The organism is Agrobacterium fabrum str. C58 (assembly GCF_000092025.1).
GTDB classification, from domain to species: domain Bacteria; phylum Pseudomonadota; class Alphaproteobacteria; order Rhizobiales; family Rhizobiaceae; genus Agrobacterium; species Agrobacterium fabrum.
On the sequence record NC_003062.2, the window covers coordinates 885,806 to 911,405 of the forward strand.

Here is a 25,600-nt window from a genome sequence, read left to right on the forward strand (position 1 = left end):
GGGAGATGCCCGGCAGGGCAGAGGGGGGTATCGACGCTGGCGCCGACGCCCCCGATCAATCACATCGAAGCCTTGATCTTCTCCGCCACCTCGGGCGAAACCCACTTCGTCCAGATATCCTCGTGGTTCTCGAGGAAATACTCGGCGCCATCCTCGTTGGTGCCCTGGTTGTCATCCATCCAGGCCAGAACCCCGGCAACCGTGGCGTTGTCCCACTGCCGCTTGCGGATATAGTCGATGGACGGACCGGCCTTTTCCGCAAAGTCCTTGGTCACAACAGTGAACACCTCGGCTACCGGATAGGCGTTTGGCTTGGGATCGGCGCAATCCGGCTTGGCGATGCAAGTGTCGTAGGCCTCGCGGTCGAGTGCCACGCCATCGTCCAGCTTCACCATGTCATATTTGCCGAGAATGGCTGTCGGAGACCAGTAATAGCCGAGCCAGCCCTGCTTCTTCTCGTAGGCATTGGAAATCGAGCCATCGAGGCCCGCCGCGGAGCCGGTGTCGATCAGGGCGAACCCTTTTTCGTCAGCCTTGCGTGCCTTGAACAGGTTGGCGGTCGTCGGCTGGCAGCCCCAGCCCGGCGGGCAGCCGAAAACGGCACCCTTGCTGGCATCTTCAGGTGCCGGGAAAAGCTCGGGATGCTTGAGTGCATCCTCAACCGTCTTGATGTCAGGATGTTCGTCGGCAAGATATTTGGGAATCCACCAGCCTTCGACGCCGCCCTCGCTCAGGATTTTGACTTCCTGGATGAGGTTGCCCTTCTTGACGGCTTCCTCATAGGGGGTGCCAAGTGTGTTCACCCACATTTCGGGCGCCATATCCGGTTGGCCCTTTTCGTTCATCGAGGTGAATGTCGGAGTGGTGTCGCCACTGATGACGTTGACCGTGCAATCATAGCCGTTTTCCATGATGAACTTGTCGACGTAAGCCGCGACACCGGCCGATGCCCAGTTCATTTCGGCGATGGTGATGTTGCCGCATGTCTCTGCGGCATTGGCGGAATTTGCTGCACCGGCAGCGGTGATAAAGCCCGTTACGAGAATGGTCGAGGCCAGGAGTTTCTTCATGTGGAGACCTCCAAGTCTGATGCAGTGTTTTCATTTGGCAAAGCGGGAGCACTGCAAAGCCCGGATTGCCAAGGGCGGACTGACATGGCGCATGGAAAAGCCGAAAAAATCCGGCGAGAAGATTATCCGCAAGACGTGCTGCAGGATTGCCGCGAGAAAGGCGGCGAAAAGGCGCATGAATATGTCAACGGCCCGGATAATACGGCCAAAAAGTGATATTGCAACGCGAAACGGCGCAACGCAGCCATGCATTCGATTTCTGGAACATTTTTTCCGGTCGCATAATACATGAGCTATATTTGTATTTGTGCAAGATATATTCTGAGTTGCAGCAACTGAAAATAAAAATTCACTGGCCGCAAAGATGGTATTTAAATAAAAGATGCAGTTGATAATTTGTGGAAAAAATATTCAGAAACGAGATTTTTGCAGGTATTTTCGTCCAAAATAAGATCGGGCGACGATTGGATCGCCGCCCGTTTCTGCATTCAGCGTGTCACACGGCGTCCTTGCCCGCGACCTTCAGGGCGAAGGCATATTCGAAGGCGACTTCCTCCAGCCGCTGGAAACGGCCCGACTTGCCACCATGGCCAGCCGCCATGTTGGTCTTGAGCAGGATGGGGGCTTCCCCCGTCGTCTTCTCGCGTAGCTTCGCCACCCATTTGGTCGGCTCCCAATAGGTCACGCGCGGGTCTGTGAGGCCGGAAAGCGCAAGCAGCGGCGGATAGGATTTTTCCCCGACATTGTCATAGGGGCTGTAGGCAGCGATCCAGCCATATTCCTCTTCCGATTCCAGCGGATTGCCCCATTCCGGCCATTCCGGCGGGGTGAGCGGCAGCGTGTCATCGAGCATGGTCGTCAGCACGTCCACGAAGGGAACGGCGGCGATGATGCCAGCGAATTTCTCTGGCGCCATATTGGCGACGGCACCCATCAGCATGCCGCCCGCCGAACCGCCTTCCGCGATGATGCCCTCATAGGAAGTGAAACCCTCCTGAACCAGATGATCGGCAGCCGCGATGAAATCCTTGAACGTGTTCTGCTTGTTTTCCATCTTGCCGGTTTCGTACCATTCGAAACCCTTGTCCTTGCCGCCGCGAATATGGGCGATGGCATAGATGAAACCTCGGTCGGCCAAAGATAGCGTCGTGGTGGAGAAGGAGGCGGGAATGGTGATGCCGTAAGCGCCATAACCATAAAGCAGGCAGGGAGCGGAACCGTCGAGCGGCACATCCTTGCGGTAGAGCAGGGACACCGGCACCAGCTCGCCATCATGGGCAGGGGCCATGATGCGGCGGGTGATGTAGTCATCAGGATTGTGGCCTGATGGTACTTCCTGCGTCTTCAGAAGCGTGCGGTCGCGCGTCACCATGTTGTAATCGAACAGCTGGCTCGGTGTCGTCATCGAGGAATAGGAGAAGCGGATGACATCGGTGTCGTATTCCGCCGCGCCGTGCAGGCCAAGCGAATAGGCCTCTTCGGCAAAGGCGATGGAATGTTCCTCGCCTGTGCGGCGATCGCGGATGACGATGCGCGGCAGGCCGTCGCGGCGTTCCAGCCAGATCAGATGGCGGGCATAGGCATCGACGGAAAGAATGAGGCGGCCCGGCTCATGCGGTACCACCTCTTTCCAGTTTTCCTTGCCCGGCGCGGTAACCGGCGCCTCCATGATGCGGAAATCCTTGGCGTCACCATCATTGGTAAGGATGAAGAAGACGTCGCCGCCTTCACACATCGAATATTCGATGCCCTCTTCGCGCTCCGCCACCACCTTTGGCTCAGCCGTCAGGTCTTTGGTGGAAAGAATGCGGTATTCGCTGGTTTCATGGTCGTGAATATCGATGAAGATGAAATCGTCGAGGACAGAAGCTCCGACGCCCATGAAGAAACCCGGGTCCTTTTCCTCATAGACCAGCCGGTCGGCGGATTGCGGCTCGCCGATGATATGGTGGAAGACTTTCGACGGACGGTGGTTCTCGTCCTGCAGCGTATAGAAGAAGCTCTTGCCGTCAGGCGCCCAGGCACCGCCGCCCCCGGTATTTTCCACGACATCGGCAAGGTCTTCACCGGTTTCGAGGTTGCGGATGCGCAGTGTGAAATATTCCGAACCCTTGTCGTCATAACCCCAGATGCCGTGACTGTGATCGGACGACTGGTTGAGGCCGGCAAGACGGAAATAATCCTTGCCTTGCGCTTCCTTGTCACCATCCAGCAGCACATGCTTGTCGCCGCCATCACGCGGGGTGCGGAAATAATGCGGCTGCTCGCCGCCGGTCACGAACAGCGTGCCGTAGGCATAAGGCCCATCATTGACCGGAACGGAGGAATCGTCCTGCTTGATGCGGCCCTTCATCTCCTCGAACAGCTTTTCCTGAAGCGCCCTGGTGTCGCCCATGGCGGCTTCCATATAGGCATTCTCCGCCTCCAGATGGGCGCGAATGGCCGGGTCGAGCAGGGTGGGGTCCTTGAACATGGCCTGCCAGTTATCGGCCCGGAACCATGCGTAGTCGTCGGTGCGGGTGATGCCGTGATGCGTGTCCTGGACGGGCCGTTTTTCGGCGGTCGGAGCGGCGGGCAGGTTCTTGAAAATAGGCAAGGGAAACTCGCTTTACTATGAAAAATCGATGGGCGGGACCAAGATGTAGAGTGCCCCTCACGCCCGATCAAGTTTCAAATCTCAACAGGGGAAATGAGGCTTGGGCACAATTTCGTCAGTTTTCGATCACATTTTGGCAATATCCGGCAAATCAGCGATGATGCGCGCCTGCCACCGGCCTGCCGTCCATCGATAAGAACAAACGAAAACTGACAGGATCCCATGCGAAAGTTCCTTCCCGCTGCTCTTTCTGCGTTTTTCCTTGCCTTACAGGCCTTTACACCCGCTTTCGCAATAGACGCCAACGTCATGAGGCAGCTGAACGTGCTCGCCCCCGAGGAGCGTCTGGAGCAGCGTTGCGATATAGAGGCGATGGAGCGGATCGCGACCGAGCAGAAAGGTATGAAGCCGGATAAGGTCATTGCCTATACTTTCGGTGATCCCGAGGTTGGCAAGAATTCGATCAAGGCGTCGGGTGCAGTCTTCAGAAGCGCCGGTGAATGGTACAAGCTCAAATACAAGTGCCAGCTGAAAAGCGACAGCCTCTCCATCCAGTCCTTCGATTACCGTGTCGGCGACAAGATTCCCGAAGAGCAGTGGAAGAAGTTGTATCTTTATGACTGACCGCCGAAATTTTCGGCGTCTTGAGGAAGTTTAGCCCCGCTTTTCTTGCCGCTCCGCCAGTGGCTCTGTAACCCTGCTTGCCGATCAAAGCGAGGGAGACGGACATGGCGACACGATTCAAGGGACTTTCGGCTTTTCCGATCACGCCGGCTGACGAGGCCGGGCGAGTCGATATTGAGGCCTTCTCCGCCCTGATCGCGCGGCTGGACGCGGCGGAGGTCGATTCCGTCGGCATCCTCGGCAGCACCGGCATCTATATGTATCTCACGCGTGAGGAGAGACGCCGCGCCATCGAGGCAGCCGCCACGATCCTCAGGGGCAGGCGCACGCTGATGGCAGGCATCGGCGCGTTGCGCACCGATGAAGCCGTGGCGCTGGCGAAAGACGCTGAAGCAGCCGGTGCGGACGCGCTGCTGCTCGCACCCGTCTCCTACACGCCGCTGACGCAGGAAGAGGCCTATCACCACTTCGCCGCCGTCGCGGGCGCAACGGCCCTGCCGCTCGCCATCTACAACAACCCGACGACCACCCGCTTCACCTTCAGCGACGAGCTTCTCGTGCGGCTGGCCTATATCCCGAATATCCGCGCCATCAAGATGCCGCTGCCGGCCGATGCCGATTATGCCGGCGAGCTTGCACGTCTGCGCCCCAAGCTGTCGGACGATTTCGCCATTGGTTACAGTGGTGACTGGGGCTGCACTGACGCCACACTTGCCGGCGGTGACACCTGGTACAGCGTGGTTGCCGGTCTGCTCCCGGTTCCGGCGTTGCAACTGATGCGGGCGGCTCAGGCCGGCAATGCGGAGGAGGCAAAAAGGCTCGATGCGACCTTCCAGCCGCTCTGGGCGCTGTTTAAGGAATTCGGCAGTATCCGCGTGATCTATGCCGCCGCCAACATCCTGTCGCTGACGGTCAGCGAACCACCCCGGCCGATCCTGCCGCTCACCAGCGCGGAGCGCCAGCGGGTGGAAGAGGCGCTGGAGGCACTATCCGCGCTAGAAACCGCGCCATAATTCGGGCGCTTTGCGGGCGGATTGCCACGGGAATACACTGCATGACACTGCGGAAAATGAAAATGATGCGTCGCCTCCTGCTTGCTGCCCTGTTTGCCTCTGCCGCCTCCATCGCCTTTGCGGGGAACGGCCTGGTCGAGCCGTCGCTGAAAATGACGCCGCAGCATGACGGCAAGGTTCGGGTGGCGATGACGCTCGATGCCTGCATGGGCAAGACCGATCACCGCATCCTCGATACGCTGGTGCGCGAGCGCATCCCTGCCACGATCTTCGTCACCGCCCGCTGGCTGAAGCATAATGGCGAGGCGCTGGCGGTTCTGATGGCCCATCCTGACCTCTTCGAGATCGAAAACCACGGCGAAAACCATGTGCCGGCGGTGGATAAGCCCGTTGCCATCTATGGCATCGCGGCTGCCGGATCGGAAGCGGCGGTCGTGCAGGAAGTCGAAGGTGGTCGTCAGGCGATCGTCGCGGCCACCGGTCTCCAGCCGCAATGGTTTCGTGGGGCGACGGCCAAATACACAGCATCCTCCATGGCCACCATCAACCGCCTCGGCATGCGGGTGGCGGGTTATTCCGTCAACGGCGATGGCGGCTCGCTGCTCGGTGCAGCCATGACGGCAAAACACATCGCTGCCGCCAAGAATGGCGATGTCATCATTTCCCACATCAACCAGCCCACCCATGAGGCGGGCGAGGGTGTGGTGAAAGGCCTTCTGGCGCTGAAAGCCCGCGGCGTCATCTTCGCCCGGCTGGACGACCCGTCCTTCGCGCCACCGGGGAATTGAAACGGGGACAGATCTTTCCTCATTCCTGTGCTTGTCACAGGAATCCAGTCGACGCGCGTCTGCGCGACGGAGAGAGTCCTTTCAACCCAAGGACTTGGGCTTGCTGGATTCCTGTGACAAGCACAGGAATGAGGTCGTGAGCCACATCCATGCCCGTTTTTCGGCGGCATGCCTCTCAAAATTGCGCTAGCATCCCTCCCATGATGCTGTTCAAACGCCCCGACACTGAAACACTCTATTTCGCCCTTGTGAACAAGGATCCCGCCTATGAAGGCGTGGCCTATGTCTGCGTGACATCCACGAAGATTTTCTGCCGCTTCACCTGCACGGCGCGCAAGCCGAAGATCGAGAACTGCCGGTTCCGGGAGACCATCACCGAATGCCTGGAGGCGGGTTTTCGCCCTTGCAAGCGTTGCAAGCCGATGTTGTCTTACGGCACGCCCGACGGGACCGTTACTGCGCTCCTGACAGCGCTGGAAAACGAACCGGCGCGGCGCTGGCGCGAGGAGGATGTGGTGGCGCTCGGCCATGATCCCTCCACCGTGCGGCGCAGCTTCAAGCGCCGTTTCGGCATGAGCTTTCTGGAAATCGCCCGGCTGCGGCGGGTGGGGGACGCGGCGGAAAGCCTTGCCTCCGGCGAGGCGGTGATCGGCGCGCAGATCGATGCCGGTTATGAATCCGGCAGCGGCTTTCGCTCGGCCATCAACCAGTTGTTCGGCACCTCTCCCGCCGCCATGAAGGGCAGGGGGTTCCTGAAGGGCGACTGGATCGACACGCCGATTGGCCCGATGCTGGCCGTTGCCGACGACCACGCCCTGCATCTCCTCGAATTCGCCGACCGGCCGGCTCTTCCCGCCGAGCTGAAACGGCTGAAGGCCCGCACCGGCGCGGATATGGTGCTGGGCCGCACCGCGGTCACCGGCCAGATCGCCGCGGAACTTGCGGCCTATTTCGCCGGCCGTTCGGGCAGTTTCGAAACCCGGCTCGCCGGCCACGGCACGCCCTTCGAGCGCGATGTCTGGCGGAACCTGCGGGAAATCCCGGCGGGTGAGATCGTCAGCTATTCCTCGCTCGCAACCGCGATGGAGAGGCCTACCGCCGTGCGGGCGGTTGCCCGCGCCAATGGCGCCAACCAGCTTGCGATTGTCGTTCCCTGCCATCGGGTGCTCGGTGCGGATGGCAGTCTGACGGGGTATGGTGGCGGGCTGTGGCGCAAGAAATGGCTGATTGAGCATGAGCGCCGCATGGCGCGGGGGCAGATGCTGGGAATGCCGCTCGCTTCCTGAGCGGCCTGGCCGTTGGGTTTGAGTAGGTCGTTCACTTAGTTGAGCGGCGTGGGTGGGGCTTACCCCCCCTCTGCCCTGCCGGGCATCTCCCCCTCAAGGGGGGAGATCGATCTGCGGCAAGGTTTCGCCCATCTCAACCTTTGAGGATGAAGCGACGAAAGGGCCTCCTGCCGATCTCCCCCCTTGAGGGGGAGATGCCCGGCAGGGCAGAGGGGGGTAAAACCACACGCGCCCTCCGTCTGCCGTCGACATACGCCCCCTAAAACCCACAAGCGGATTGGTTTCGCATTTCCCACCGGAAACCCGGCATCTAATCCGGCAGCTTGGGCACCACCCGGCGTGAGGGAAACAGTTCCCGCGTCACCGTCATGGCGATCAGTGACAGCGGCAGTGCCAGCATGGCACCGGCCGCGCCCCACATCCACGTCCAGAAAATGATCATCACGAAGACGAGGAAGGGGTTGATTTCCATGTTGCGGCCGACGACTGCCGGGAAGGCGAGATTTTCCATCAACAGGTGAATGGTGAAGAAAACACCCGCCGGCAGCAGCGCAAGGATCATGTTGTCATGGGCGATGATGCCGGCGATGGTGAGCGATATGGTCATGAGGGTGATGCCGAGAAAGGGCACGAAGCTCGAAAGGAAGGCAAAGAGCCCCCACAGAAGCGGCATGGAAAGGCCGCCAACATAAGCGATCACGATCATGGTGACACCCAGCGCGGCGTAGATGAGGCTTGCCGTGGCGAAATAGGTGCCGAGCACTTTTTCCACCGAGCCGATGATGCGGATGGTTCTCAGCCGCTGGTGGCGCGCAGGGAAGACCATGATGAGGGCCTTGCGCAGCCGCAGGCGGCTGTAGAGAAACATCAGGAGAGCCGCAAGGAAGATCAGCCCCTGGACGATCGCAGGCGTGACGTTCGCGCCGAGCAGCGTGATGATTTCGCCGCTACGCGAAATCAGCGATTCCATCGACATCGAACCCATGCTGAACGTCGCTGCGGAAATATTCAGCCATCGCAGGTTTTGGACATAGGGCAGGAAGCGATCGATACTGCGTTCGATCAGGGCAGGACCTTCGGTTGCAAGCTGCGACACGGGGTCGATCAGCGAGTTCACCACGAAAAAGATCACGGCGGCGACGAGCGTGGACAGGATGAGGGCGACACCTGCGCCCGGAATGCCGTAGGAGGCCAGCTTCTCAGCCGAAATCCCGAGGATCATGCCGACAACCACCGCCATGACCACTGGCATCAGGATCATCGACAGTTCATGGATGACCGCCATGGACATGATCAGGAAAATGCCGATGATCGACCAGGCAACGAAGACATCCAACGCCTCCCGCCCGAGCGGTTGCTGGCTGCGCGCGTCATCCCGCTGCGAAACCGAGGCCGGTGTCAAAAGTGGATCGCCCTTGTCTAGCGCCAAGGCCGCCGTGCCGGCCAAATCCGGCTTTGCATTCTTATTCATCGGACTATCCCCCAATAGGGCATTTAACGTCCGACACCTCAGGCGGTTCCGGGGCGGCGCAAATTTCCGCCGCCCCGTTTTAACTCACGCCGAGAGCTTCAGGCCGATGCCCCAGGGGTCTTTGAGGACGATGCCATCGCTTTGTCTTTCGGTGGCGATTTCCAGCCGGTCGAGGGCCGCGATCGCCGTGTCGAGCGCCGCCTTCTCGTTGAACTTCAGCGAATAGCCGGCAAGGCCCGTCATGCTGTCCTTGCGGGTCGAGGCACCGCGGCTGTTCCAGATATTGGCGGCGACATGATGGTGATAGGCCCCCGAGCCGAAGAAGCTCGCACCCGGATACCGCGCCATGATCTTAAGCCCCAGCACATCCTGATAAAACTCATCCGCCTGTGGAATATTGCCGACCTGCAGATGAATGTGGCCGATGGCGGTGCCATCAGCCGCACCGGTAAAGGCCGTCTTCGGGGCGCTGTCGTAAAGCGCCTGCAGGTTGAGGCCGATCGTCGCCATCTCCACCGTGCCGTCAGGCTGGTAGCTCCATTCGTCGGGCGAACGGTCGCGATAGACCTCGATACCATTGCCTTCCGGGTCGGCGAGATAGATCGCCTCGCTGACCAGATGGTCGGATGCGCCCTGAAGCTGGATATTGTGATGGGTGGCATGCGCCAGCCAATGGGCGAGATCGTTGCGGCTCGGCATCAGGAAGGCGGTGTGGAACAAGCCGGCGGCATTGCGCGGCGCACGTTCCGCCGTGTCGGAGGTGGAGAGCGTCAGCAACGGCTGGCCGTTTACGCCAAGCACTTCGCCGCTCGGGTTCTTTTCGAGAACGGAAAGACCGATGATCTTCTGGTAGAAATCCGAAACGCGCGGCAGATCGTGAACAACGAGATGCGCCTGACCGACATAGGCCGGCCGCGTCAGGGCGAATTGTTTGATTTCACTCATCTTGATCTCCATATTGAATCCGAAGCGCCAAGGGGCGGATCGGTCGCCGATGCTATCGGCCGACGCCGCTTTGCGGCGTTTGTTAGAGCCGAATATGGGCTGGTTTCGTCGTTCAGCAAAGATCGCATTGCGACGATTGACTGTTCATTATTCGTTGACAACATCACCCGCTGGCGCCGCTGCGGCTTTGACTTCGATCAAGGCAAAGGTGGCGCCGCCGGAGAAATATGAGCCTAACCCGACACGCGAAATGGCGGATCAAGCCAAAGGAGACAGCCATGTACAAGAAGATCATCGTACCGGTAGACCTCAGCGCCACCGACAAGGGGGAAAAGATCCTCGAAAAGGCCAAGGCGCTGCTGGACCCCGACGGCGAGATCGTTCTCATCAACGTGGTGGAGGAACTGCCGGGGTATATGGCGATCGACCTGCCTGTCGACCTTATCGAAAACGCCATCAAGGACGCCAAGGCGAAGCTTTCAGACCTCAAGACCAAGGCCGGTTTCAAGGGCAGTCAGGAAATCAGAAGCGGCGCCCCCGCACGCGAGATCATCGCCGCCGCCGAGGAACACAAGGCGGATCTCATCATTATCGCGTCGCACACGCCTGACTTCAGCAATTATTTCATCGGCGCCACCGCCGACCGCGTGGTGCGCCACGCCAAGTGCTCGGTGCTGGTGGATCGGTAAGAGTTTGACGTTTTAGGGTTGCAGGCGGTTTTCCCGCCCCCCCCCCAAGCATTTCCAGGAAAAGTGGAAGCCGGTTTTCCTGGAAATGCGACAAAACAAGAAGATTGGCTGGAGGAAAGTCCATGAATGTCGAAAGTTACGAAAAAATCCTGCGTGACCGCCAGCGCGAGCTTTATCGCCGCCTGCACAAAATCGAGGCCGATTTCGAAGAGCCGCGCAATCCCGATGACGAGGATCGCGCCAGCGAACGCAGCAATGACGAGGTGCTGGACGAGCTGGGGCAGGTGGGCCAGGACGAGCTGCGCGCCATCGATGCCGCGCTTGCCCGGATCGCGAGCGGAACTTTCGGCACCTGCGTCAAATGCGGCAAGAGGATTTCGGAGGATCGGCTGAAGGCGGTGCCTTACACGCCGTTTTGCCAGGAATGCGCTGCGGCTTTGTGAGGGTAATTCCGGAGTGCGAGGTCGCCTCCCGTTTCTTCTCTCCGCCGGGATAAGAAACAAGCAGCGACCACTCGTTATACCGGCGCTGGATGGCTCAAGCGAAATGAAACCTCTCCTTTCACTACAACCTCGAACGCAATTTGATCGCCGTTAACCGGCCGCTGTCTTGTTCCTGTCTAATATTGCCTTCATGCTTTGGTGAAAGCACGCAGACGGGATTGGACTATGAGTGATTTGTGGCGGTTCGGGCGCCAATATGATTTTTATGAGATCGTCGCCGATGGCATCGTCCACGGTGTTGGCATTGTATTTGCGCTCATCGGCGCGACGGCGCTGATTTTTTACGCGATGGCTTGGGGCAGCCTGAGTGCGATTGCGGCCGCATGGATTTATGGTCTGGGCCTCGTCGCCTGTCTTTCCGTGTCCTTCACCTACAATATCTGGCCGCATTCCAGGGTGAAATGGTTCCTGCGCCGGCTCGATCATTCGGCGATCTTCATTCTCATCGCCGCCACCTATACACCGTTTCTGATGCGCGGCATTCACGATCCGCTGATCGCCGTGATGCTGGGGCTGATCTGGCTTGCCGCCATCTGCGGCATCCTCCTCAAATGCCTGTTTCCCGGCCGCTACGACCGGGTGGCCATCGGCCTTTATCTCGCCATGGGCTGGAGCGGCATCATGGTGGTGGAACCCTTGTCGTCGCATCTCGCTCCCGTCACGCTCTGGCTCATCGTCGCCGGCGGTGTCATCTATTCGCTCGGCGTGATCTTCCACGTCTGGGAAAAGCTACGCTTCCAGAACGCCATCTGGCACGGTTTCGTCGTCTCCGCCGCCGCCGTCCATTATTTCGCCGTGGTCACCGCCTTCAGCCTCGTTCCGCTCGCATCATAACGACCGGCGCACTGGACATCGCTCCGCGTCATCGCTTAAGGCTCGTCGCAGAGCCGCCGCCTTTCAGGAGCCGCTCATTTAGAAATATGAGGGCGAAGCAATATGAGCGTGGAACTACGCGACGCGACCGTGGACGATCTCTCCGGCATCATGGAGATTTATAACGATGCGGTGGTGAACACGACGGCGATCTGGAACGAGGTCGTGGTCGATCTGGAGAACCGCAAGGATTGGTTCGCCGCCCGCACGTCACGCGGTTTCCCGGTCATCGTCGCCATTCTCGACGGCAAGGTTGCCGGTTATGCATCCTACGGCGACTGGCGCGCCTTTGACGGCTATCGCCACACCCGCGAACATTCGGTCTATGTGCACAAGGATGCCCGCGGGCACGGCATCGGCAAGCGGCTGATGCAGGCGCTGATCGACCATGCCGGCGGCAATGACGTCCATGTGCTGATCGCCGCCATCGAGGCGGAAAACACTGCCTCCATCCGCCTGCATGAAAGCCTCGGTTTCAGGGTCGTCGGAAGATTTTCGGAAGTCGGCACCAAGTTCGGCCGCTGGCTGGATTTGACCTGTATGGAGCTGAAGCTGGGCTGAAAGCTTAACGCCATCTCCGGATCGGGCTTATGCCGCTTGTTTCTTCTCCCCGGCGGGGAGAAGAATTCGCGGCACGGTCTTGCCGCTCAAACCGGCTCGAACACCATCGAATGGCCGTTGATGCAATAACGCAGGCCGGTGGGAGGCGGGCCGTCGGGGAAGACGTGGCCGAGATGGCCGCCGCAATTGGCGCAGCGGATTTCAGTGCGCACCATGCCGTGGGTCGAATCGCGATGCTCCGTTACGGCACCTGGCTTCACGGGCTCGAAATAGCTCGGCCAGCCGCAGCCGGCATCGAATTTCGTGTCGGAGAGGAACAGCGGCTCGTCACAGGCGGCGCAGCGGTAGAGGCCTTTCTCGGTCGAGTTCCAGTAGGGACCGGTGAAAGGGCGCTCGGTGCCGTGTTCGCGCAGGATGTGATATTGTTCCGGCGTCAGCTGTTCACGCCAGTCGGCATCGCTCTTGTTGACTTTGGGGGATGTCAGATCGCTCATGGAATGATCCTTTCTGTTCCCGCCTCAAATAATCATCGCCGCCGCCGATTGAAAGGGGCGAGGCGTCATAACGCGTTCGTTATGGGGCGAAAGTACCGATTTGGGTTGAGATGACCGTGCCTATGCCTTAACTGAAAAATCGATTTGAAAAAGACGCCGTTCATTGGCGCGCGGGGATGGGGGACATCCCAGGAGATGTGAATGACATCAGATGTCACGGCGCTGACATTCCTGTCGCTGTTTCTGCCGTTTCTGGCAGCGCTTGCCGCGCCGGCCCTCGTGAAAAGGTTCGGCCATAATGCCGCATGGATCATCGCGATCGCGCCGGCTTTCGCCTTCGTGCATTTCGCGCTGATGCTGCCGCAGATTGCGGCGGGCGGCGTGGTGACGGGCGGTTATGCCTGGGTGCCGAGCTTCAATCTCAGCTTCTCCTGGTTCATCGATGGCCTGTCGCTCACCTTCGCGTTGCTGATAACAGGCATTGGCGTGCTGATCGTGCTTTATGCCGGCGGTTACATGAAGGGGCATCCGCAGCAGGGCCGGTTCCTGTCCTTCCTGCTGCTGTTCATGGGCGCGATGCTGGGCGTCGTCGTCTCCGACAGCGTGCTGATGCTGTTCGTGTTCTGGGAACTCACCTCAATCACGTCCTTCCTGCTGATCGGCTTCGACCACGAGCGCGCCGCCTCGCGCCGGGCTGCGCTACAGGCGCTGGTGGTGACGGGCGGTGGTGGGCTGCTGCTGCTTGCTGGGCTGATCTTCATCTGGGACATCAGTGGTTTGACGCAATTGTCGATGCTGGTGCGCGGCGGCGATATTCTGCGCGACAGCCCGTTTTATCTGGCGGCGCTGCTTCTGGTCCTTGGCGGTGCCTTCACCAAATCGGCGCAGTTTCCCTTCCATTTCTGGCTACCCAACGCCATGGAAGCGCCCACGCCGGTCTCGGCCTATCTGCATTCGGCAACCATGGTTAAGGCCGGCGTCTATCTCCTGATGAGGCTCAACCCGGTTCTCGGCGATACTGCCGCCTGGCAGATCCTGCTGCCCTTCTTCGGCGGCCTGACCATGCTCACCGGCGCGCTGCTCGCCGTGCGCCAGACCGATCTGAAGCTGATGCTTGCCTATACCACCGTCTCCTCGCTCGGCCTGCTCGTCATGCTCACGGGCTTCGGCTCGGACCACGCCATCGAGGCGGCGGTGCTTTATCTGGTGGCGCATTCGCTGTTCAAGGGCGCCTTGTTCATGGTCGCTGGCATCATCGATCACGAGACCGGCACCCGCGATGTCACGAAGCTCGCCGGCTTGCGCAAGGCCATGCCCATCACCTTCGCCGCCGCACTTGCCGCGGCCATCTCCATGGCCGGCCTGCCGCCATTTTTCGGCTTCCTCGCCAAGGAAGAGATTTATTATGCGCTGGCGCATGGCAATCCGCGCGCCGTGCTGTTCACCGGCATTGCCATTCTCGGCAACGGGCTGATGTTCGCCGTCGCCTTCGCCGTGGGCTTGAAACCCTTCCTCGGCAAGCCGGTGAAAACGCCGAAAAACGCGCATGAGGGACCGCTGCTGCTCTGGCTCGGTCCGGCGCTTTTGGCGCTGAAGGGGTTCACCATAGCGCTCTTTGCCGGCATCGCGCATTTTTACATCTCCACCCCCATGGCAAGCGCGATTGCGGGTGAGCCGCGCCCGGTGGAAATCTCGCTCATTCCCCATATCGGCGTGCCGCTTGGCCTGTCGCTGCTGACGATCGCGCTCGGCATTACCCTTTACACCCAGCTTTCAAGGGTGCGCAGCCTGATGGACCGCAGCTTCAAGGCGCTCGGGGCCGGGCCGGACAGGGGCTTTGACGTCTTCATCGAAACGCTGGTGAGGATGTCCTTCCACGTCACGCGGCTTATCCAGCCCGGCCGGCTGGAGTTTTACGTCACCGCCACCTTCGCCGTCATCGCCGCCGTACTGCTGGTGCCGCTGTTCCTCTATGACGAACTGCCGTCGATCCCGGCCTGGCCGCATGATATGCCCATCCATGAGCTGACCTTCATCGTCATCGCGGTGGCCGGTCTCCTCGCGGTGCTGACGGCATCGAGCCGGCTGACGGCCATCATCGCGCTCGGCATACAGGGTTTTGCGGTGGCGGTCATCTTCCTGCTGTTCGGCGCGCCTGATCTCTCCTTCACGCAATTCATGGTCGAGACGCTCTCGGTGGTCATCCTGACGCTCGTCATGACGCGGCTGCGCCTGTCCCCGTCGGACCATCGCGGGCTTGGCCAGAAACTGCTCGATAGCACCATCGCCATTGCCTGCGGAACCGGCTTTGCCCTGTTCCTGATGCGGGCGACGCAAGCGAGCTTCGACAACCGCCTGACCGACTTCTACAATACCTATTCCAAGGTCATCGCCCACGGCGCGAATGTGGTGAATGTCATCATCGTCGATTTCCGCGGCACGGATACGCTCGGCGAAATCGCCGTCGTGATGATAACCGGTCTTGCCATCCTCGCGCTCATCCGCATCCGCCCCGCCGCCGTCCTCAAGGGGCCGGCGAAGACGGTGAAAAAGAAGGGAGCGCGGACATGAACACGCTCATCCTGCGCACGGTCGCGCCTGTCGTGACCAGCCTCATGGTGCTGTTTTCCATCTTCGTTCTGCTGCGGGGCCATAACGAGCCGGGCGGTGGATTTATCGGCGGGTTGATTGCCGTCTCCGCACTCTCGATCTACGGCATCGCCTATGGCGTGACGGCGGTCCGGCGCGCCATCGTCTTTCATCCGCTCTCGATTGCCGGGGCAGGGCTGCTTCTGGCCATGCTGTCAGGCCTCGTCTCCATGGCATCAGGCGTGCCTTTCATGACCGGCCTCTGGGTCTATCCGAGCCTGTTCGGCGTCGAGGTGCCGCTCTCCACCGTCATGTCCTTCGATATCGGGGTGTATCTCGTCGTTGTTGGTGCCATCACCTCCATTGCACTGGCGCTGGAAGAAAGGGAAAGCGACTGATGGAAGCGGTTTTCTCCATTCTCGTCGGCATCTTTTTTTCGGTGGCGATCTATCTCATGCTGTCGCGCCACAGCATCCGCATGCTGCTCGGCATCGCCATTCTCGGCAATGCGGTCAACCTTTTGCTGTTCACCGCCGGCCGGTTGACGCGGGACGTGCCGCCGATCATTCCGGCGGGCATGGACACGCTGCCCGCAGGTGCCGCCAATCCGCTGCCGCAGGCGCTTATCCTGACGGCGATCGTGATTTCCTTTTCCTTCTTCTGTTTCCTTCTGGTTCTGACCTGGCGCGCTTTCCAGGAATTGCAGACCGACGATACGGACGAAATGCGCACCGCAGAACCCGCCGGCGAGCCCTTGCCGCCGCTCGGTTATTGAGCGGCGAGGCAGAGACGACATGGCTTCCTCCACCACATCAACCGTGACCGATCTTTCCGCAGCGCTTGTGATGGCGCCCGTGCCGCTTGCCGACTGGCTGATCATCCTGCCCATCGCGCTGTGCATCGGCGCAGGGGCCGTGCTGATGATGATGCGCCACGCCATCCGCCACCATGCCGCAGTCGCCATTGCCGCACTTTCTTTGCTGGTGATCCTTAATGCAGCACTGCTCTGGAAGGTTGCCACGCAAGGCCCGTTCACCATGGTCATGGGCCGCTGGCTGCCGCCCTTCGGCATTGCCTTCACCGCCGATCTCACCGGCGCGCTCCTGTCGCTCGCCGCCGCCATCGTCGCGCTTGCCGGCGCCATCCATGCTGGCGCGGATATCGATGCCAGCGGCAGGCGTTATGGCTTCTATCCTTTCCTGATGTTGCTGATGGCGGGCGTCACCGGCGCTTTCCTGACCGGTGATCTCTTCAACCTCTATGTCTGGTTCGAGGTGCTGCTGATCTCGTCCTTCGGCCTCATCGTGCTCGGTTCCACGCGCGAGCAGATCGATGGCGCACTGAAATACGCCATCCTGAACCTCATCGGCACGACCCTGTTCCTGATCACGGTCGGATATCTTTATGCCATCTTCGGCACGCTCAACATGGCCGATATTGCGCTCAAGGCAACGGAGCTGCGTGGCACCGCGCCGTTGATGACGCTCGCCAGCCTCTTCGCGCTCGCCTTCGCCATGAAGGCCGCCGCCTTTCCGGTGAATTTCTGGCTGCCCGCCTCTTATCACACGCCGCGCATCGTCGTTTCCGCGCTCTTTGGTGGCCTGCTCACCAAGGTCGGCATCTATTCGCTGCTGCGCGTCATGGTCATGCTGTTTCCGGTCGAGCGGGAAGAACTGAGCATCGTCATCGCCATTTCCGCCGCACTCACCATGGTGCTGGGCGCCATGGGCGCACTCGCCCAGAACGATATCCGCCGCATGCTCGGTTACATCGTCATCTCGGGCATCGGCTACATGATGGCCGGCATCGCCATCGGCACGCCGTCAGGCGTATCGGGCGCCATCTTTTATGCCCTGCATTCCATGGTCCTGATGACGGCGCTTTATCTCGCCGCCGGCCATGCCGCCCGCCTCGGCGGCGGTTTCAGCCTCACGTCGCTTGGCGACCTTTACCGGCAGGCCCCGTGGTTTTCGGCACTGGCGCTTGCGCTGTTTTTCGCCGGTTCCGGCCTGCCACCTTTTTCCGGCTTCTGGCCGAAGGCGGTTCTGGTCAAGTCGGCCATCGATATCGGCGCCTGGTGGCTCGCCGCCGCCATTCTCGTCTCCGGTTTCATCGCCACCATCGCCTTCGGACGGGTATTCCTGCTCTGTTTCTGGCGCCCAGTAACGACGTCCGCCGGCCAGCCTGCCTTGCAGCCCGCCGCACGTCCGCCGGCCCCGTCTGTCGCGCCACTGGTGGGGCTGACTTTGCTGGTGGTGTTCTTCGGCCTGTTCCCGGAAAGCCTGCTCAATCTCAGCCAGCAGGCGGCGGCTGGTCTTGGTAATCCGCAGGCCTATATTCAGTCGGTCTTTCCGCAAGGGGGAAAGCCATGAGCCTCTACACCGTGCAATTGGTGTTTATTGCCGTCTGGCTCGCCGTGACGGGCAGCCTCACGCTGGCGAATATTGTCTTCGCCCTCATCGTTTCGACACTGGCGCTCGGGCTGATCCGCCACCAGCTTCCGGGCGGGCGCAGCCACTGGCTCAGGCTTTTCCGCGTGCTGTCGCTGGTGCTGCTGTTCTTCAAGGAATTGGCGCTCTCGGCCTGGAAAGTGGCGGTGCTGGTGACGCGGCCGAAGCTTGACGTGCAGCCCGGCATTTTCGCCTATCCGCTGACGGTGACGACGGATTTCGAAATCACGCTGCTTGCCAATCTCATCACGCTCACGCCGGGCACGCTCTCCGTCGATGTTTCCGCGGATAGAAAGACGCTCTACGTGCACGCGATCGACTGCAGCGATATCGAAGCCACGAAAAACGACATCCGAAACGGCTTCGAAAGAAAGATCATGGAGGCGTTCCAGATATGACGCCGGAACTCACAGTTTCATTCGCAACTATACTTGCAACGGTTGTATTGTCGGCTGCCTTCTTGCTGACAGTCTATCGTGTCGTCGTTGGCCCGACCCTGCCGGATCGCATCGTTGCGCTCGACATGCTGGTGGGTATCGCCATCGGCTTCATCGCTGTTATCGCCATCCGCACCGGCTTTACCCTTTATGTCGATATCGCCATTGCGCTCGGGCTGGTCGGTTTTCTGGCGACGGTTGCCTTTGCCCGTTTCGTGCTGTCGCGTGGTCCCGACGATCGACGCAGGAGAGCGACGGTTCTCGATGGGGACAGGGCATCTGAAGTAATTGAAAAACCTATGGAAAACGATGCGCGCGGCAAAAAGGGGAGGGGCAGGCGATGATGGGCTGGATCGTGGCAATTCTCGTTGCGGCGCTGACGCTCTCCGGCGCCCTCTTTTCGCTGATTGCGGCCATCGGGCTTAATCGCCTGCCTGACGTCTATACCCGCATGCATGCCGCTTCCAAGGCGGGAACGGTGGGGTCCGGCCTGTTGCTTCTGGCGGTGGGCATCCATTCCATGGAACTGTCGACGCTGGCGCGTGCGCTGGCCGGTTTTTTATTCTTCATTCTCACTGCACCGGTCTCTGCGCATCTTCTTGCGATGGCGGCGCACAAGGCAGGTTATCCGCTGGCCGATAAATCGGTAGTTGATGACCTCAAGAAAATGTGAAGTTGAAAATCCCCCTAATAATGGGGGGTATTCATTTTCAATTACCACTAGGCATAGTATTTTATTACCCGTAATTTTTTGTATTCGAATTAGACTGTTTTGAACTGAAAAATTGACACTAGGAATTTGACTTTTGCTGTTTTGCTGTTATCCAAATTAAGTGTAAAGTTGCTTATCGCGATTTGCATCTAGCCTCTTCATAGTCGGCATGGGCATTTTATTAATGTCTAATCTATGGCCCATCGGACCATTGCTGCCCATGTCGCAGGCCGTAAGTTGAATCTCGGATTAATTCGTTTCCGGTTTTCGCTTGAAATCTAGGGGTAGATTTCACGTTGGTTTCAACAAAGCGAAGGTGGGGCACCGGGTAACTTCACATCGCTCGACGCGGCGTTCGCCCGCGTCAGGGGATCAATAAACAGGAGATACTTAAATGACGGAAACTGCATACGGTAACGCCCAGGATCTGCTGGTCGAACTGACGGCGGATATTGTGGCTGCCTATGTTAGCAACCACGTCGTTCCGGTCACAGAGCTTCCCGGCCTTATTTCGGATGTTCACACGGCGCTCAGCGGAACATCGGCACCGGCATCGGTGGCGGTCAATGTTGAAAAGCAGAAGCCTGCCGTCTCGGTCCGCAAGTCGGTTCAGGACGATCACATCGTCTGTTTGGAATGTGGCGGCTCGTTCAAGTCGCTGAAGCGGCATCTCACGACGCATCACAGCATGACGCCGGAAGAATATCGCGAAAAATGGGATCTGCCGGTCGACTATCCGATGGTTGCTCCCGCCTATGCCGAAGCCCGCTCGCGGCTCGCCAAGGAAATGGGTCTCGGCCAGCGCCGCAAGGCCAGCCGCTGATTGTCACGACGCTCCGGTCTGTTCTTCTCCCCGGCGGGGAGAAGGCGGCAGGGTTCATCCGCTCACCCGGATTGGCTGTCTTCGAGGCCGTTTCTTCCCGTATGAAAATGTCCAGCCGGTCCATCGACCGGCTTTTTTATTGCCGCGCGGAATTTCAATAGAGGAAAAAAATCCTTCTCTGGCGCTGCCGCGATCCAAAAAATGATGTGAAATCAATTGGTATATTTGCGGGGGCAAATTCTTACTTCCCCGCATCCGTCCACAGGTGTATGAATTAATTCCTATTCGTAGAGGAGTTGCATATGCCGTCGGATACATTGCTTCTGTCTGCCGCCGCGCGGCCTCGCATGCAGGCTGTCGATCGCCCTTTCCGTCACTGGCCGCCGGTTGCCGGACGGGAGGAGATTGCCCGTCTTTGCCGTCTGGTGCGGCAGCTCACCGGGGAGATGGTGCAATTGACGGGTGATCGCTTTGCGGCGCGTCGCGACCGCCGACGCATCGAATGCCACATCCGTCAGATCGCGATGTATGTCTGCCATGTCGCGCTCGGCATCCCCATGTCGGATATCGGCCCCTGTTTTGGCCGGGACAGAACGACGGTGGGCCATGCCTGCCAGGTGGTCGAGGACCGGCGTGACGAGCCGGCCTTTGATGAGTTCGTCGCCGTGCTGGAGCGGCTTGTCGTCGGCATTTTCAGCGTGATGAAAGGAGGAAGGGATGAATGAACTGAAAAACGCCCAGACCGCTTCGGCTCATCGCATCCTGCTGCCGCTTCTGCGTTGTATCGCGTCCGGTGCGGCTGATGTCACCGAGGAGGGGAACGAGATCGTCCTGCGCCGCAAGCGCCCGGGGCAGGCAGTTCAGCGGTTTCCGACCGAGACGGTGCGGCTTGCCGTTTCCTCGGGCTTGCTGGAGTGGCGGCAGAACAGCCTTTCCGCCGCACCGCCGCTTGCCTCCTATCTGAAACGGGCCACGGCAAAGGACCGGGACGAGGTGTTTCAGGAGCAGCACCGGGATATACAGACCGTCGTGGTTGAGATCGACGAAACGAAACAGCCGGCCCGGCGCAACCTCAACACCGCGCCGCTCACCAGCCTTTCACGATTGAAGGAGCGGGATGGCAGCGCATTTTTTCCTGAAGACGCGCTGGCGGCGGGCGAGCGCCTCGCTGCCGATTTTCATCGCGGCCATCTCAATCCCAGGGTCACGGCGACGTGGGAACCGCGCATTGCCAGTCGCGGCAAGGGGGAGGCGGGAGGCGCCCTTGATCTCACCGAAGCTGCAATGGCCGCAAGGGCGCGGTTTTCCCGCGCGGCGGATGCGATGGGCCCGGAACTTTCGGGCGTCGCCATCGATATCTGCTGCTTCGAAAAGGGGCTGGAGACGGTGGAGCGGGAAAGACTATGGCCGGCGCGCTCGGCGAAATTACTGCTCAGGGCAGCGCTGCTCTCGCTCGCCCGCCACTACGCGCCGCCTGTTCCCCCTGCGCGGGGCAAGGATCGCCCCAAGGAACGCCATTGGGGCGACGCGGACTATCGCCCTTCTCTCAGATAGGGATGGCAAGGGGGTGAGGGCTCAGGCCGCCAGCAGCCGGGCTTCGTCGCGGATGCGCTTGATCATCGAGCGCAGGCCATTGGCGCGCTGTGCGGAGAGGTGCTCCACCAACCCAATCTTGCTAAACACCTCGATGGCATCCAGATCGGCAATTTCGGATGCTTTTCTGCCTGAATAGACGGTGAGCACGATGGCGACGAGGCCGCGCACGATATGCGCATCCGAATCGCCTTCAAAGGTCATGAGTGGGTCTTCCGCGCCATCGCTGTGGCTGACGAGCCAGACCTGGCTGGCGCATCCCTGCACCTTGTTCTCGGGCGTGCGCTTGTCCTCCGGCAACTCGGGAAGGGCCTTGCCGAGTTCGATGACATAACGATAGCGATCCTCCCAGTCGTCGAGGAAAGCGAAGTCGTCGAGGATCGTTTCGAGAGAGGCCATGGTTGCGCCGTATCATCCGTTATTCAATGTCTTTCCCAGCATATAGGGGAAGTGTGCGCGGTTTTGAACCATGTGCAAGAAAAAGCCCACGGAAAACAGGTTTCCGTGGGCAAGTCAGGCAGGCAGTGGGCGGACGGATATATCCGTCTGCAAATGAATGCTGTGGTGTGCCTCTGAAAATCAGAGGTCGGCAGGATCAGGGACCGATAAGATCAAGGAGTTGGGCGCTTCTGCGGCAGGGGAATAACGGTGCCGGTCTTCAGCATGTCGGGCTTCCCGGGAAATTCGACGCTGACAACGGGGGCTGCCGCCAGTTTTTCGGCGTCTGCGGCAATGTCAGCAACATCAGCGGGCTTGTCACCGGAGGCAAGCTGCTTGTCCAGCAGTTCATAGGCAACCTTTGCGCCTTCCTTTGCCCGCTCTCCGAGAGCATGGAAGGTTTCGGCGCCCTTGACGCAGACATCGGGTTTTTCGATGCAGATGGCGCTGACATAACGATAGGCTTCCCCTGCGGCCGAAACGGCGCTGGGAAGATCAAATGCCGAAGGTTCCTTGGCCGGATCGTTGCTGCTGCCGATATAGGACAGCGCCACGAGCACCAGCGAAAACCAGAATGTTCCTTTGATCAGAAACCACATTGTCAGACACCCTGCCAGATGATCTTTGTTTTCTAAAGCCCCGCCCGGTTTCGGATCATCGGCCTTTGTCCCGTTTTTCGGGCTTGTGATGAAGCTACAGGCGACCGGCGAACAGCCGATTGCAAAAAGCGGCGCAATTTAATTCAAATTGTATCTATTCTCCTCGTGTCGGCACGCCCGCCATCAATTCATTCGCATTTTAACAGTCCATGTTAAGCATAATTGCGACAGAGCCCACGCGTTCCCGGGCAAAGCGGCGGCAAGCCTTGCCACAAAGGTTAACACGATGGCGAAAATGAAGCGAAATCCGTCGCTTACCCGTCATTAACCATGATTGGCAAAGCTTGGAATAAATGCCCCGTATTGGGACTGCGGCGCATTTGACGGGCCTTTGGCGCCATTCTTTTTATCCATTCCTTAAGCCGCCGCCTTCTATTGTCGAGGCCGTTGGAACCGCCTTTAAGATTCGGGTTTGGTATTGCGTAATATGAGAGAAAAAGCGGTCGCACTGGTCGACCATGCCGCGGGCAGATGGCTTGCGCGCATGGAAGAGGACGCCGAAAGGCGCGCCGGAACCATTGCACGCCTGCGCCGGCTGATCGCCTTCAGCGCCGTCGGCCTTTTTATTGTACCAGCCCTGTTCAGCCTTGTTTTCAGCCCCGCTATCGCGCTGCCCATCGGCGCGGCCGTGGTGCTGGCGCTTTATCTCGCCGCCGCCGCGCTGCTGATTGCCTTTTCACGTCCCGCAGGCGGTTTCTCTTCGCCTTCGGCGCCTTCCGGCGATGAGGATATGATCGCCGCCGCGCAGGTGCCCGGCCTCGTTCTCACCCTCAATGAAAACGGTCTCGTCGAGCGCGTCTCCGGCCGCGACCGCGACAGTTTCCCCGCTGATCTCAAGGCCAGCAAGGGCGAGATCTTTGCTGAATATGTCTACGTCTCCGATCGCATCGAACTGATGCAGGCTTTCGACCTGCTGCGGCAGGGCGAGGACAAGGCTACGGCCGAGCTTCGGTTCGAAACGGGAGCAAAATCGCGCCAGACGCAATTCATGCACGTCCGTATCGAGATGACTGCAATCCGCGGCGCGACCGGCCGCCTGCGCCGTATCGTCGCCCAGCTTTCAGATGTCACTGAGATGGAGCGCCTTCGCCGGGACGTTGCCCGCAAGGCGGCGGAGGCGGAATCGGCCAATGACGCCAAGTCGCGTTTCCTTGCCGCCGTCAGCCATGAGCTGCGCACGCCGCTCAACGCCGTCCTCGGTTTTTCCGATATTCTGGCCGGCGAATATTTCGGCCGGCTGGAGAATGACCGCCAGCGGGAATATGTCGGCCTGATCCGCCAGTCCGGCGCGCATCTCCTGTCCGTCGTCAACACCATGCTGGATATGAGCAAGCTCGAAGCCGGTCGTTACGAATTGCTGATGGAAAGCTTCCCGATTTCGGAGACCATAGCGTCCTGCGAAGCCATGCTCGGCCTGCAGGCGAAGGAAAAAGGCCTGACATTGACCAGCCGCATCCAGCGCGGTATCGGCGAAATCTCGGCCGATCAGCGCGCCATCCGGCAGGTCCTCATTAATCTCGCCGGCAATGCCATCAAATTCACCGATGCGGGTGGTGTGGTGTCAATCGACGCCGCGCGTGAAGGTGGGATGCTGAAGCTGACGGTGAGCGATACCGGCATCGGCATCGCATCCGACAAGATCGAATTGCTGGGCCAGCCTTTCATGCAGGTTCAGAATGAATATACCCGTCGCTATGAGGGCACGGGTCTGGGACTGTCCCTGGTCAAGGGGCTTGTGGCACTGCATGGCGGCACTTTCGTCATCACCAGCAAGCCCGCCGAGGGAACGGTCGTAACGATCACCTTGCCTGCCGACGGTTCCGGCATGGTAGGTGGCGGTGAAAACGCTGAAACCGAATGCATGGTGGAATTCCCGCCGCGCATCCGCCAACTCGGCGACATGGCTGCGAAGATGAAGAAGGATGGTGACGATGGCCCCGCGAAAGCGAAAATCGCCTAAGAAAACAACGGCCCAGATCGGCGCCGGATTTGTTTCCTTGGTGGTTTCGGCCATCGGGCGCGAAATCCTGCGCCATCCGAAACTGGTCGGCGGCTGCGGTGCCTTTGCGGTCGTCTTCGGTTTTGTCGCCGCCAATGCGCTCTGGTATCAGCCGGGCGTCCACCCGACGCCCTTCCTGCGCACGCGCGATGCGGAAAACCCGAACGGCATTGCCGGTTATCGTCCCACCGAACCGCTCGGCACCCACGGCAACGTCACCACCTTCCGTATAGAGCGGCCGGCGGAAAACGAGACGGCGCAGCCTCCGGCCGCCGCGGAAACCGCGGCACTTCCCGCCGCCGACAGCCAGAAGCCGCAGCAGATCGTCGCCGATATTCAGGCTGAGCTGAAGAAGCGTGGGCTCTATGAAGGCGACGCGGATGGCCGCATGGGGCCGAAGACCGCCGCCGCCATCATGTTCTTCGAGGAAACGCTGGGCATGGAGCAGACCGGCGAGCCAACGACCCGGGTGCTGGCGGCGCTGAAGATCGATGGCGCGACCGTTGCCGCGATCCCGAAAGACCGGCCTTCCGACACCAGCGGCGGCGTCGAGATCGATCCCGTGGCAGCTGCCATCCGCAAGGCGGAGGCTCCGCGCCCGAAAGCCGAGCCGGCCTCCCTCAACACTTCGGCCAATGCCGCAAAGCCCGCAAGCCGCGACCTGATCTCCAGGATCCAGCAGGGGCTGATCAATATCGCTTATGCCGATGTGAAAGTGGACGGTGTGGCGGGGCAACAGACCCGCAATGCTATCAGGGCGTTTGAGAAACATTATCGCTTGCCGGAAACCGGCGAGCCGAGTGAGGTTGTGCTGAAGAAGTTGAAGTCGATCGGGGCGCTTTAGATTTAAGCTTCCAGAGTGTTGACGGCGGACCAAGGGTGCGCGGGGCTTTACCCCCCTCTGCCCTGCCGGGCATCTCCCCCTCAAGGAGGGAGATCGATATGTGGATAAGTCTCGCCCATCTTAACGTTTGCGAATGAAGTGGC

Annotated in this window: 29 protein-coding genes; 22 read left to right on the forward strand and 7 right to left on the reverse strand. The window is 60.0% G+C overall.

The window, feature by feature from the left end; all coding sequences use genetic code 11:
• Positions 1-59: 59 nt before the first annotated feature.
• On the reverse strand, positions 60-1,070 hold the full coding sequence (locus tag ATU_RS04405; protein ID WP_010971233.1) for an ABC transporter substrate-binding protein: 1,011 nt from the start codon (positions 1,068-1,070) through the stop codon (positions 60-62).
• On the opposite strand from ATU_RS04405, the gene ATU_RS04410 reads away from it, so the two are divergent.
• Entirely contained in the window at positions 1,071-1,286 is a 216-nt protein-coding gene (locus ATU_RS04410) for a hypothetical protein (RefSeq protein ID WP_162180286.1), read from the forward strand. It abuts the gene before it with no gap.
• Between the two features lie 280 nt (positions 1,287-1,566).
• Here the strand turns inward: ATU_RS04410 and ATU_RS04415 are convergent, their stop codons facing one another.
• Complete coding sequence (locus tag ATU_RS04415) at positions 1,567-3,666, reverse strand: S9 family peptidase (RefSeq protein ID WP_010971235.1); 2,100 nt, start codon at positions 3,664-3,666, stop codon at positions 1,567-1,569.
• A 222-nt stretch (positions 3,667-3,888) separates the two neighbouring features.
• Here ATU_RS04415 and ATU_RS04420 point away from each other — a divergent pair, with 222 nt between their 5' ends.
• The 4 genes from ATU_RS04420 to ATU_RS04435 all read left to right on the forward strand — a co-directional run bounded on the left by ATU_RS04420 (position 3,889) and on the right by ATU_RS04435 (position 7,377).
• The gene (locus tag ATU_RS04420; protein ID WP_010971236.1) at positions 3,889-4,290 is read left to right on the forward strand and encodes a DUF930 domain-containing protein; all 402 of its coding nucleotides are present in this window, start codon (positions 3,889-3,891) and stop codon (positions 4,288-4,290) included.
• A 104-nt stretch (positions 4,291-4,394) separates the two neighbouring features.
• Positions 4,395-5,303 carry a dihydrodipicolinate synthase family protein gene (locus tag ATU_RS04425; protein WP_010971237.1) on the forward strand — a complete coding sequence of 303 codons (909 nt, stop codon included), beginning with the start codon at positions 4,395-4,397 and terminating at the stop codon, positions 5,301-5,303.
• Positions 5,304-5,365: 62 nt separating this feature from the next.
• Positions 5,366-6,091 carry a polysaccharide deacetylase family protein gene (locus tag ATU_RS04430; protein ID WP_035256397.1) on the forward strand — a complete coding sequence of 242 codons (726 nt, stop codon included), beginning with the start codon at positions 5,366-5,368 and terminating at the stop codon, positions 6,089-6,091.
• A gap of 200 nt (positions 6,092-6,291) precedes the next feature.
• Positions 6,292-7,377 (forward strand): bifunctional transcriptional activator/DNA repair enzyme AdaA, encoded by a 1,086-nt coding sequence (locus tag ATU_RS04435; RefSeq protein ID WP_035256399.1) that lies wholly within the window; start codon positions 6,292-6,294, stop codon positions 7,375-7,377.
• 310 nt (positions 7,378-7,687) lie between these two features.
• Here the strand turns inward: ATU_RS04435 and ATU_RS04440 are convergent, their stop codons facing one another.
• Positions 7,688-8,848, reverse strand: a complete 1,161-nt coding sequence (locus tag ATU_RS04440) for an AI-2E family transporter (protein ID WP_010971240.1) — start codon at positions 8,846-8,848, stop codon at positions 7,688-7,690.
• Positions 8,849-8,932: 84 nt separating this feature from the next.
• Positions 8,933-9,793 (reverse strand): VOC family protein, encoded by an 861-nt coding sequence (locus tag ATU_RS04445; protein ID WP_010971241.1) that lies wholly within the window; start codon positions 9,791-9,793, stop codon positions 8,933-8,935.
• On the opposite strand from ATU_RS04445, the gene ATU_RS04450 reads away from it, so the two are divergent.
• The 5 genes from ATU_RS04450 to ATU_RS04470 all read left to right on the forward strand — a co-directional run bounded on the left by ATU_RS04450 (position 9,776) and on the right by ATU_RS04470 (position 12,419).
• A complete protein-coding gene (locus ATU_RS04450) occupies positions 9,776-10,024 on the forward strand; it encodes a hypothetical protein (RefSeq protein WP_035256404.1) in 249 nt (82 codons plus the stop codon). The two genes, ATU_RS04445 and ATU_RS04450, sit on opposite strands and share 18 nt — an antisense overlap.
• Positions 10,025-10,071: 47 nt before the next feature.
• Entirely contained in the window at positions 10,072-10,482 is a 411-nt protein-coding gene (locus tag ATU_RS04455; RefSeq protein WP_010971242.1) for a universal stress protein, read from the forward strand.
• A gap of 122 nt (positions 10,483-10,604) precedes the next feature.
• Complete coding sequence (locus tag ATU_RS04460; RefSeq protein WP_010971243.1) at positions 10,605-10,925, forward strand: TraR/DksA family transcriptional regulator; 321 nt, start codon at positions 10,605-10,607, stop codon at positions 10,923-10,925.
• Between the two features lie 225 nt (positions 10,926-11,150).
• Positions 11,151-11,819 (forward strand): PAQR family membrane homeostasis protein TrhA, encoded by a 669-nt coding sequence (gene trhA / locus ATU_RS04465; RefSeq protein ID WP_006316615.1) that lies wholly within the window; start codon positions 11,151-11,153, stop codon positions 11,817-11,819.
• Positions 11,820-11,921: 102 nt separating this feature from the next.
• Complete coding sequence (locus ATU_RS04470) at positions 11,922-12,419, forward strand: GNAT family N-acetyltransferase (RefSeq protein WP_006316616.1); 498 nt, start codon at positions 11,922-11,924, stop codon at positions 12,417-12,419.
• A gap of 86 nt (positions 12,420-12,505) precedes the next feature.
• Here ATU_RS04470 and msrB read toward each other — a convergent pair whose 3' ends face one another.
• On the reverse strand, positions 12,506-12,913 hold the full coding sequence (gene msrB / locus ATU_RS04475; RefSeq protein WP_010971244.1) for a peptide-methionine (R)-S-oxide reductase MsrB: 408 nt from the start codon (positions 12,911-12,913) through the stop codon (positions 12,506-12,508).
• A 201-nt stretch (positions 12,914-13,114) separates the two neighbouring features.
• Here msrB and ATU_RS04480 point away from each other — a divergent pair, with 201 nt between their 5' ends.
• From ATU_RS04480 to ATU_RS04525, 10 genes are all read left to right on the forward strand, one after another.
• A complete protein-coding gene (locus ATU_RS04480) occupies positions 13,115-15,484 on the forward strand; it encodes a putative monovalent cation/H+ antiporter subunit A (RefSeq protein ID WP_010971245.1) in 2,370 nt (789 codons plus the stop codon).
• Positions 15,481-15,900 (forward strand): Na+/H+ antiporter subunit B, encoded by a 420-nt coding sequence (locus tag ATU_RS04485; RefSeq protein ID WP_006316621.1) that lies wholly within the window; start codon positions 15,481-15,483, stop codon positions 15,898-15,900. Before ATU_RS04480 ends, ATU_RS04485 begins: the two co-directional genes overlap by 4 nt.
• Positions 15,900-16,277 (forward strand): Na+/H+ antiporter subunit C, encoded by a 378-nt coding sequence (locus ATU_RS04490; RefSeq protein ID WP_006316622.1) that lies wholly within the window; start codon positions 15,900-15,902, stop codon positions 16,275-16,277. The genes ATU_RS04485 and ATU_RS04490 overlap by 1 nt, the downstream gene beginning before the upstream one ends.
• A gap of 19 nt (positions 16,278-16,296) precedes the next feature.
• Positions 16,297-17,874, forward strand: coding sequence for a Na+/H+ antiporter subunit D (locus ATU_RS04495; protein ID WP_010971246.1), 1,578 nt, complete (start codon positions 16,297-16,299; stop codon positions 17,872-17,874).
• Positions 17,871-18,350, forward strand: a complete 480-nt coding sequence (locus ATU_RS04500) for a Na+/H+ antiporter subunit E (protein ID WP_010971247.1) — start codon at positions 17,871-17,873, stop codon at positions 18,348-18,350. The genes ATU_RS04495 and ATU_RS04500 overlap by 4 nt, the downstream gene beginning before the upstream one ends.
• On the forward strand, positions 18,347-18,733 hold the full coding sequence (locus tag ATU_RS04505) for a cation:proton antiporter (protein WP_010971248.1): 387 nt from the start codon (positions 18,347-18,349) through the stop codon (positions 18,731-18,733). The genes ATU_RS04500 and ATU_RS04505 overlap by 4 nt, the downstream gene beginning before the upstream one ends.
• Positions 18,730-19,062 carry a monovalent cation/H(+) antiporter subunit G gene (mnhG, locus tag ATU_RS04510; RefSeq protein ID WP_010971249.1) on the forward strand — a complete coding sequence of 111 codons (333 nt, stop codon included), beginning with the start codon at positions 18,730-18,732 and terminating at the stop codon, positions 19,060-19,062. Before ATU_RS04505 ends, mnhG begins: the two co-directional genes overlap by 4 nt.
• A gap of 433 nt (positions 19,063-19,495) precedes the next feature.
• A complete protein-coding gene (gene ros, locus ATU_RS04515) occupies positions 19,496-19,924 on the forward strand; it encodes a MucR family transcriptional regulator Ros (protein ID WP_003509257.1) in 429 nt (142 codons plus the stop codon).
• Positions 19,925-20,226: 302 nt separating this feature from the next.
• Positions 20,227-20,649 (forward strand): helix-turn-helix domain-containing protein, encoded by a 423-nt coding sequence (locus tag ATU_RS04520; RefSeq protein ID WP_010971250.1) that lies wholly within the window; start codon positions 20,227-20,229, stop codon positions 20,647-20,649.
• A complete protein-coding gene (locus ATU_RS04525; RefSeq protein ID WP_010971251.1) occupies positions 20,642-21,478 on the forward strand; it encodes a DUF6456 domain-containing protein in 837 nt (278 codons plus the stop codon). Before ATU_RS04520 ends, ATU_RS04525 begins: the two co-directional genes overlap by 8 nt.
• Positions 21,479-21,499: 21 nt before the next feature.
• On the opposite strand, the gene ATU_RS04530 is transcribed toward ATU_RS04525, so the two are convergent.
• Complete coding sequence (locus ATU_RS04530; RefSeq protein ID WP_010971252.1) at positions 21,500-21,916, reverse strand: SufE family protein; 417 nt, start codon at positions 21,914-21,916, stop codon at positions 21,500-21,502.
• A gap of 212 nt (positions 21,917-22,128) precedes the next feature.
• On the reverse strand, positions 22,129-22,554 hold the full coding sequence (locus ATU_RS04535) for a DUF5330 domain-containing protein (protein WP_006316637.1): 426 nt from the start codon (positions 22,552-22,554) through the stop codon (positions 22,129-22,131).
• Between the two features lie 487 nt (positions 22,555-23,041).
• Here ATU_RS04535 and ATU_RS04540 point away from each other — a divergent pair, with 487 nt between their 5' ends.
• Positions 23,042-24,574: a sensor histidine kinase gene (locus ATU_RS04540; protein ID WP_010971253.1), complete on the forward strand. Its 1,533-nt coding sequence runs from the start codon at positions 23,042-23,044 to the stop codon at positions 24,572-24,574.
• Positions 24,546-25,457 (forward strand): peptidoglycan-binding domain-containing protein, encoded by a 912-nt coding sequence (locus tag ATU_RS04545; protein WP_035256732.1) that lies wholly within the window; start codon positions 24,546-24,548, stop codon positions 25,455-25,457. Before ATU_RS04540 ends, ATU_RS04545 begins: the two co-directional genes overlap by 29 nt.
• Positions 25,458-25,600: the final 143 nt, after the last annotated feature.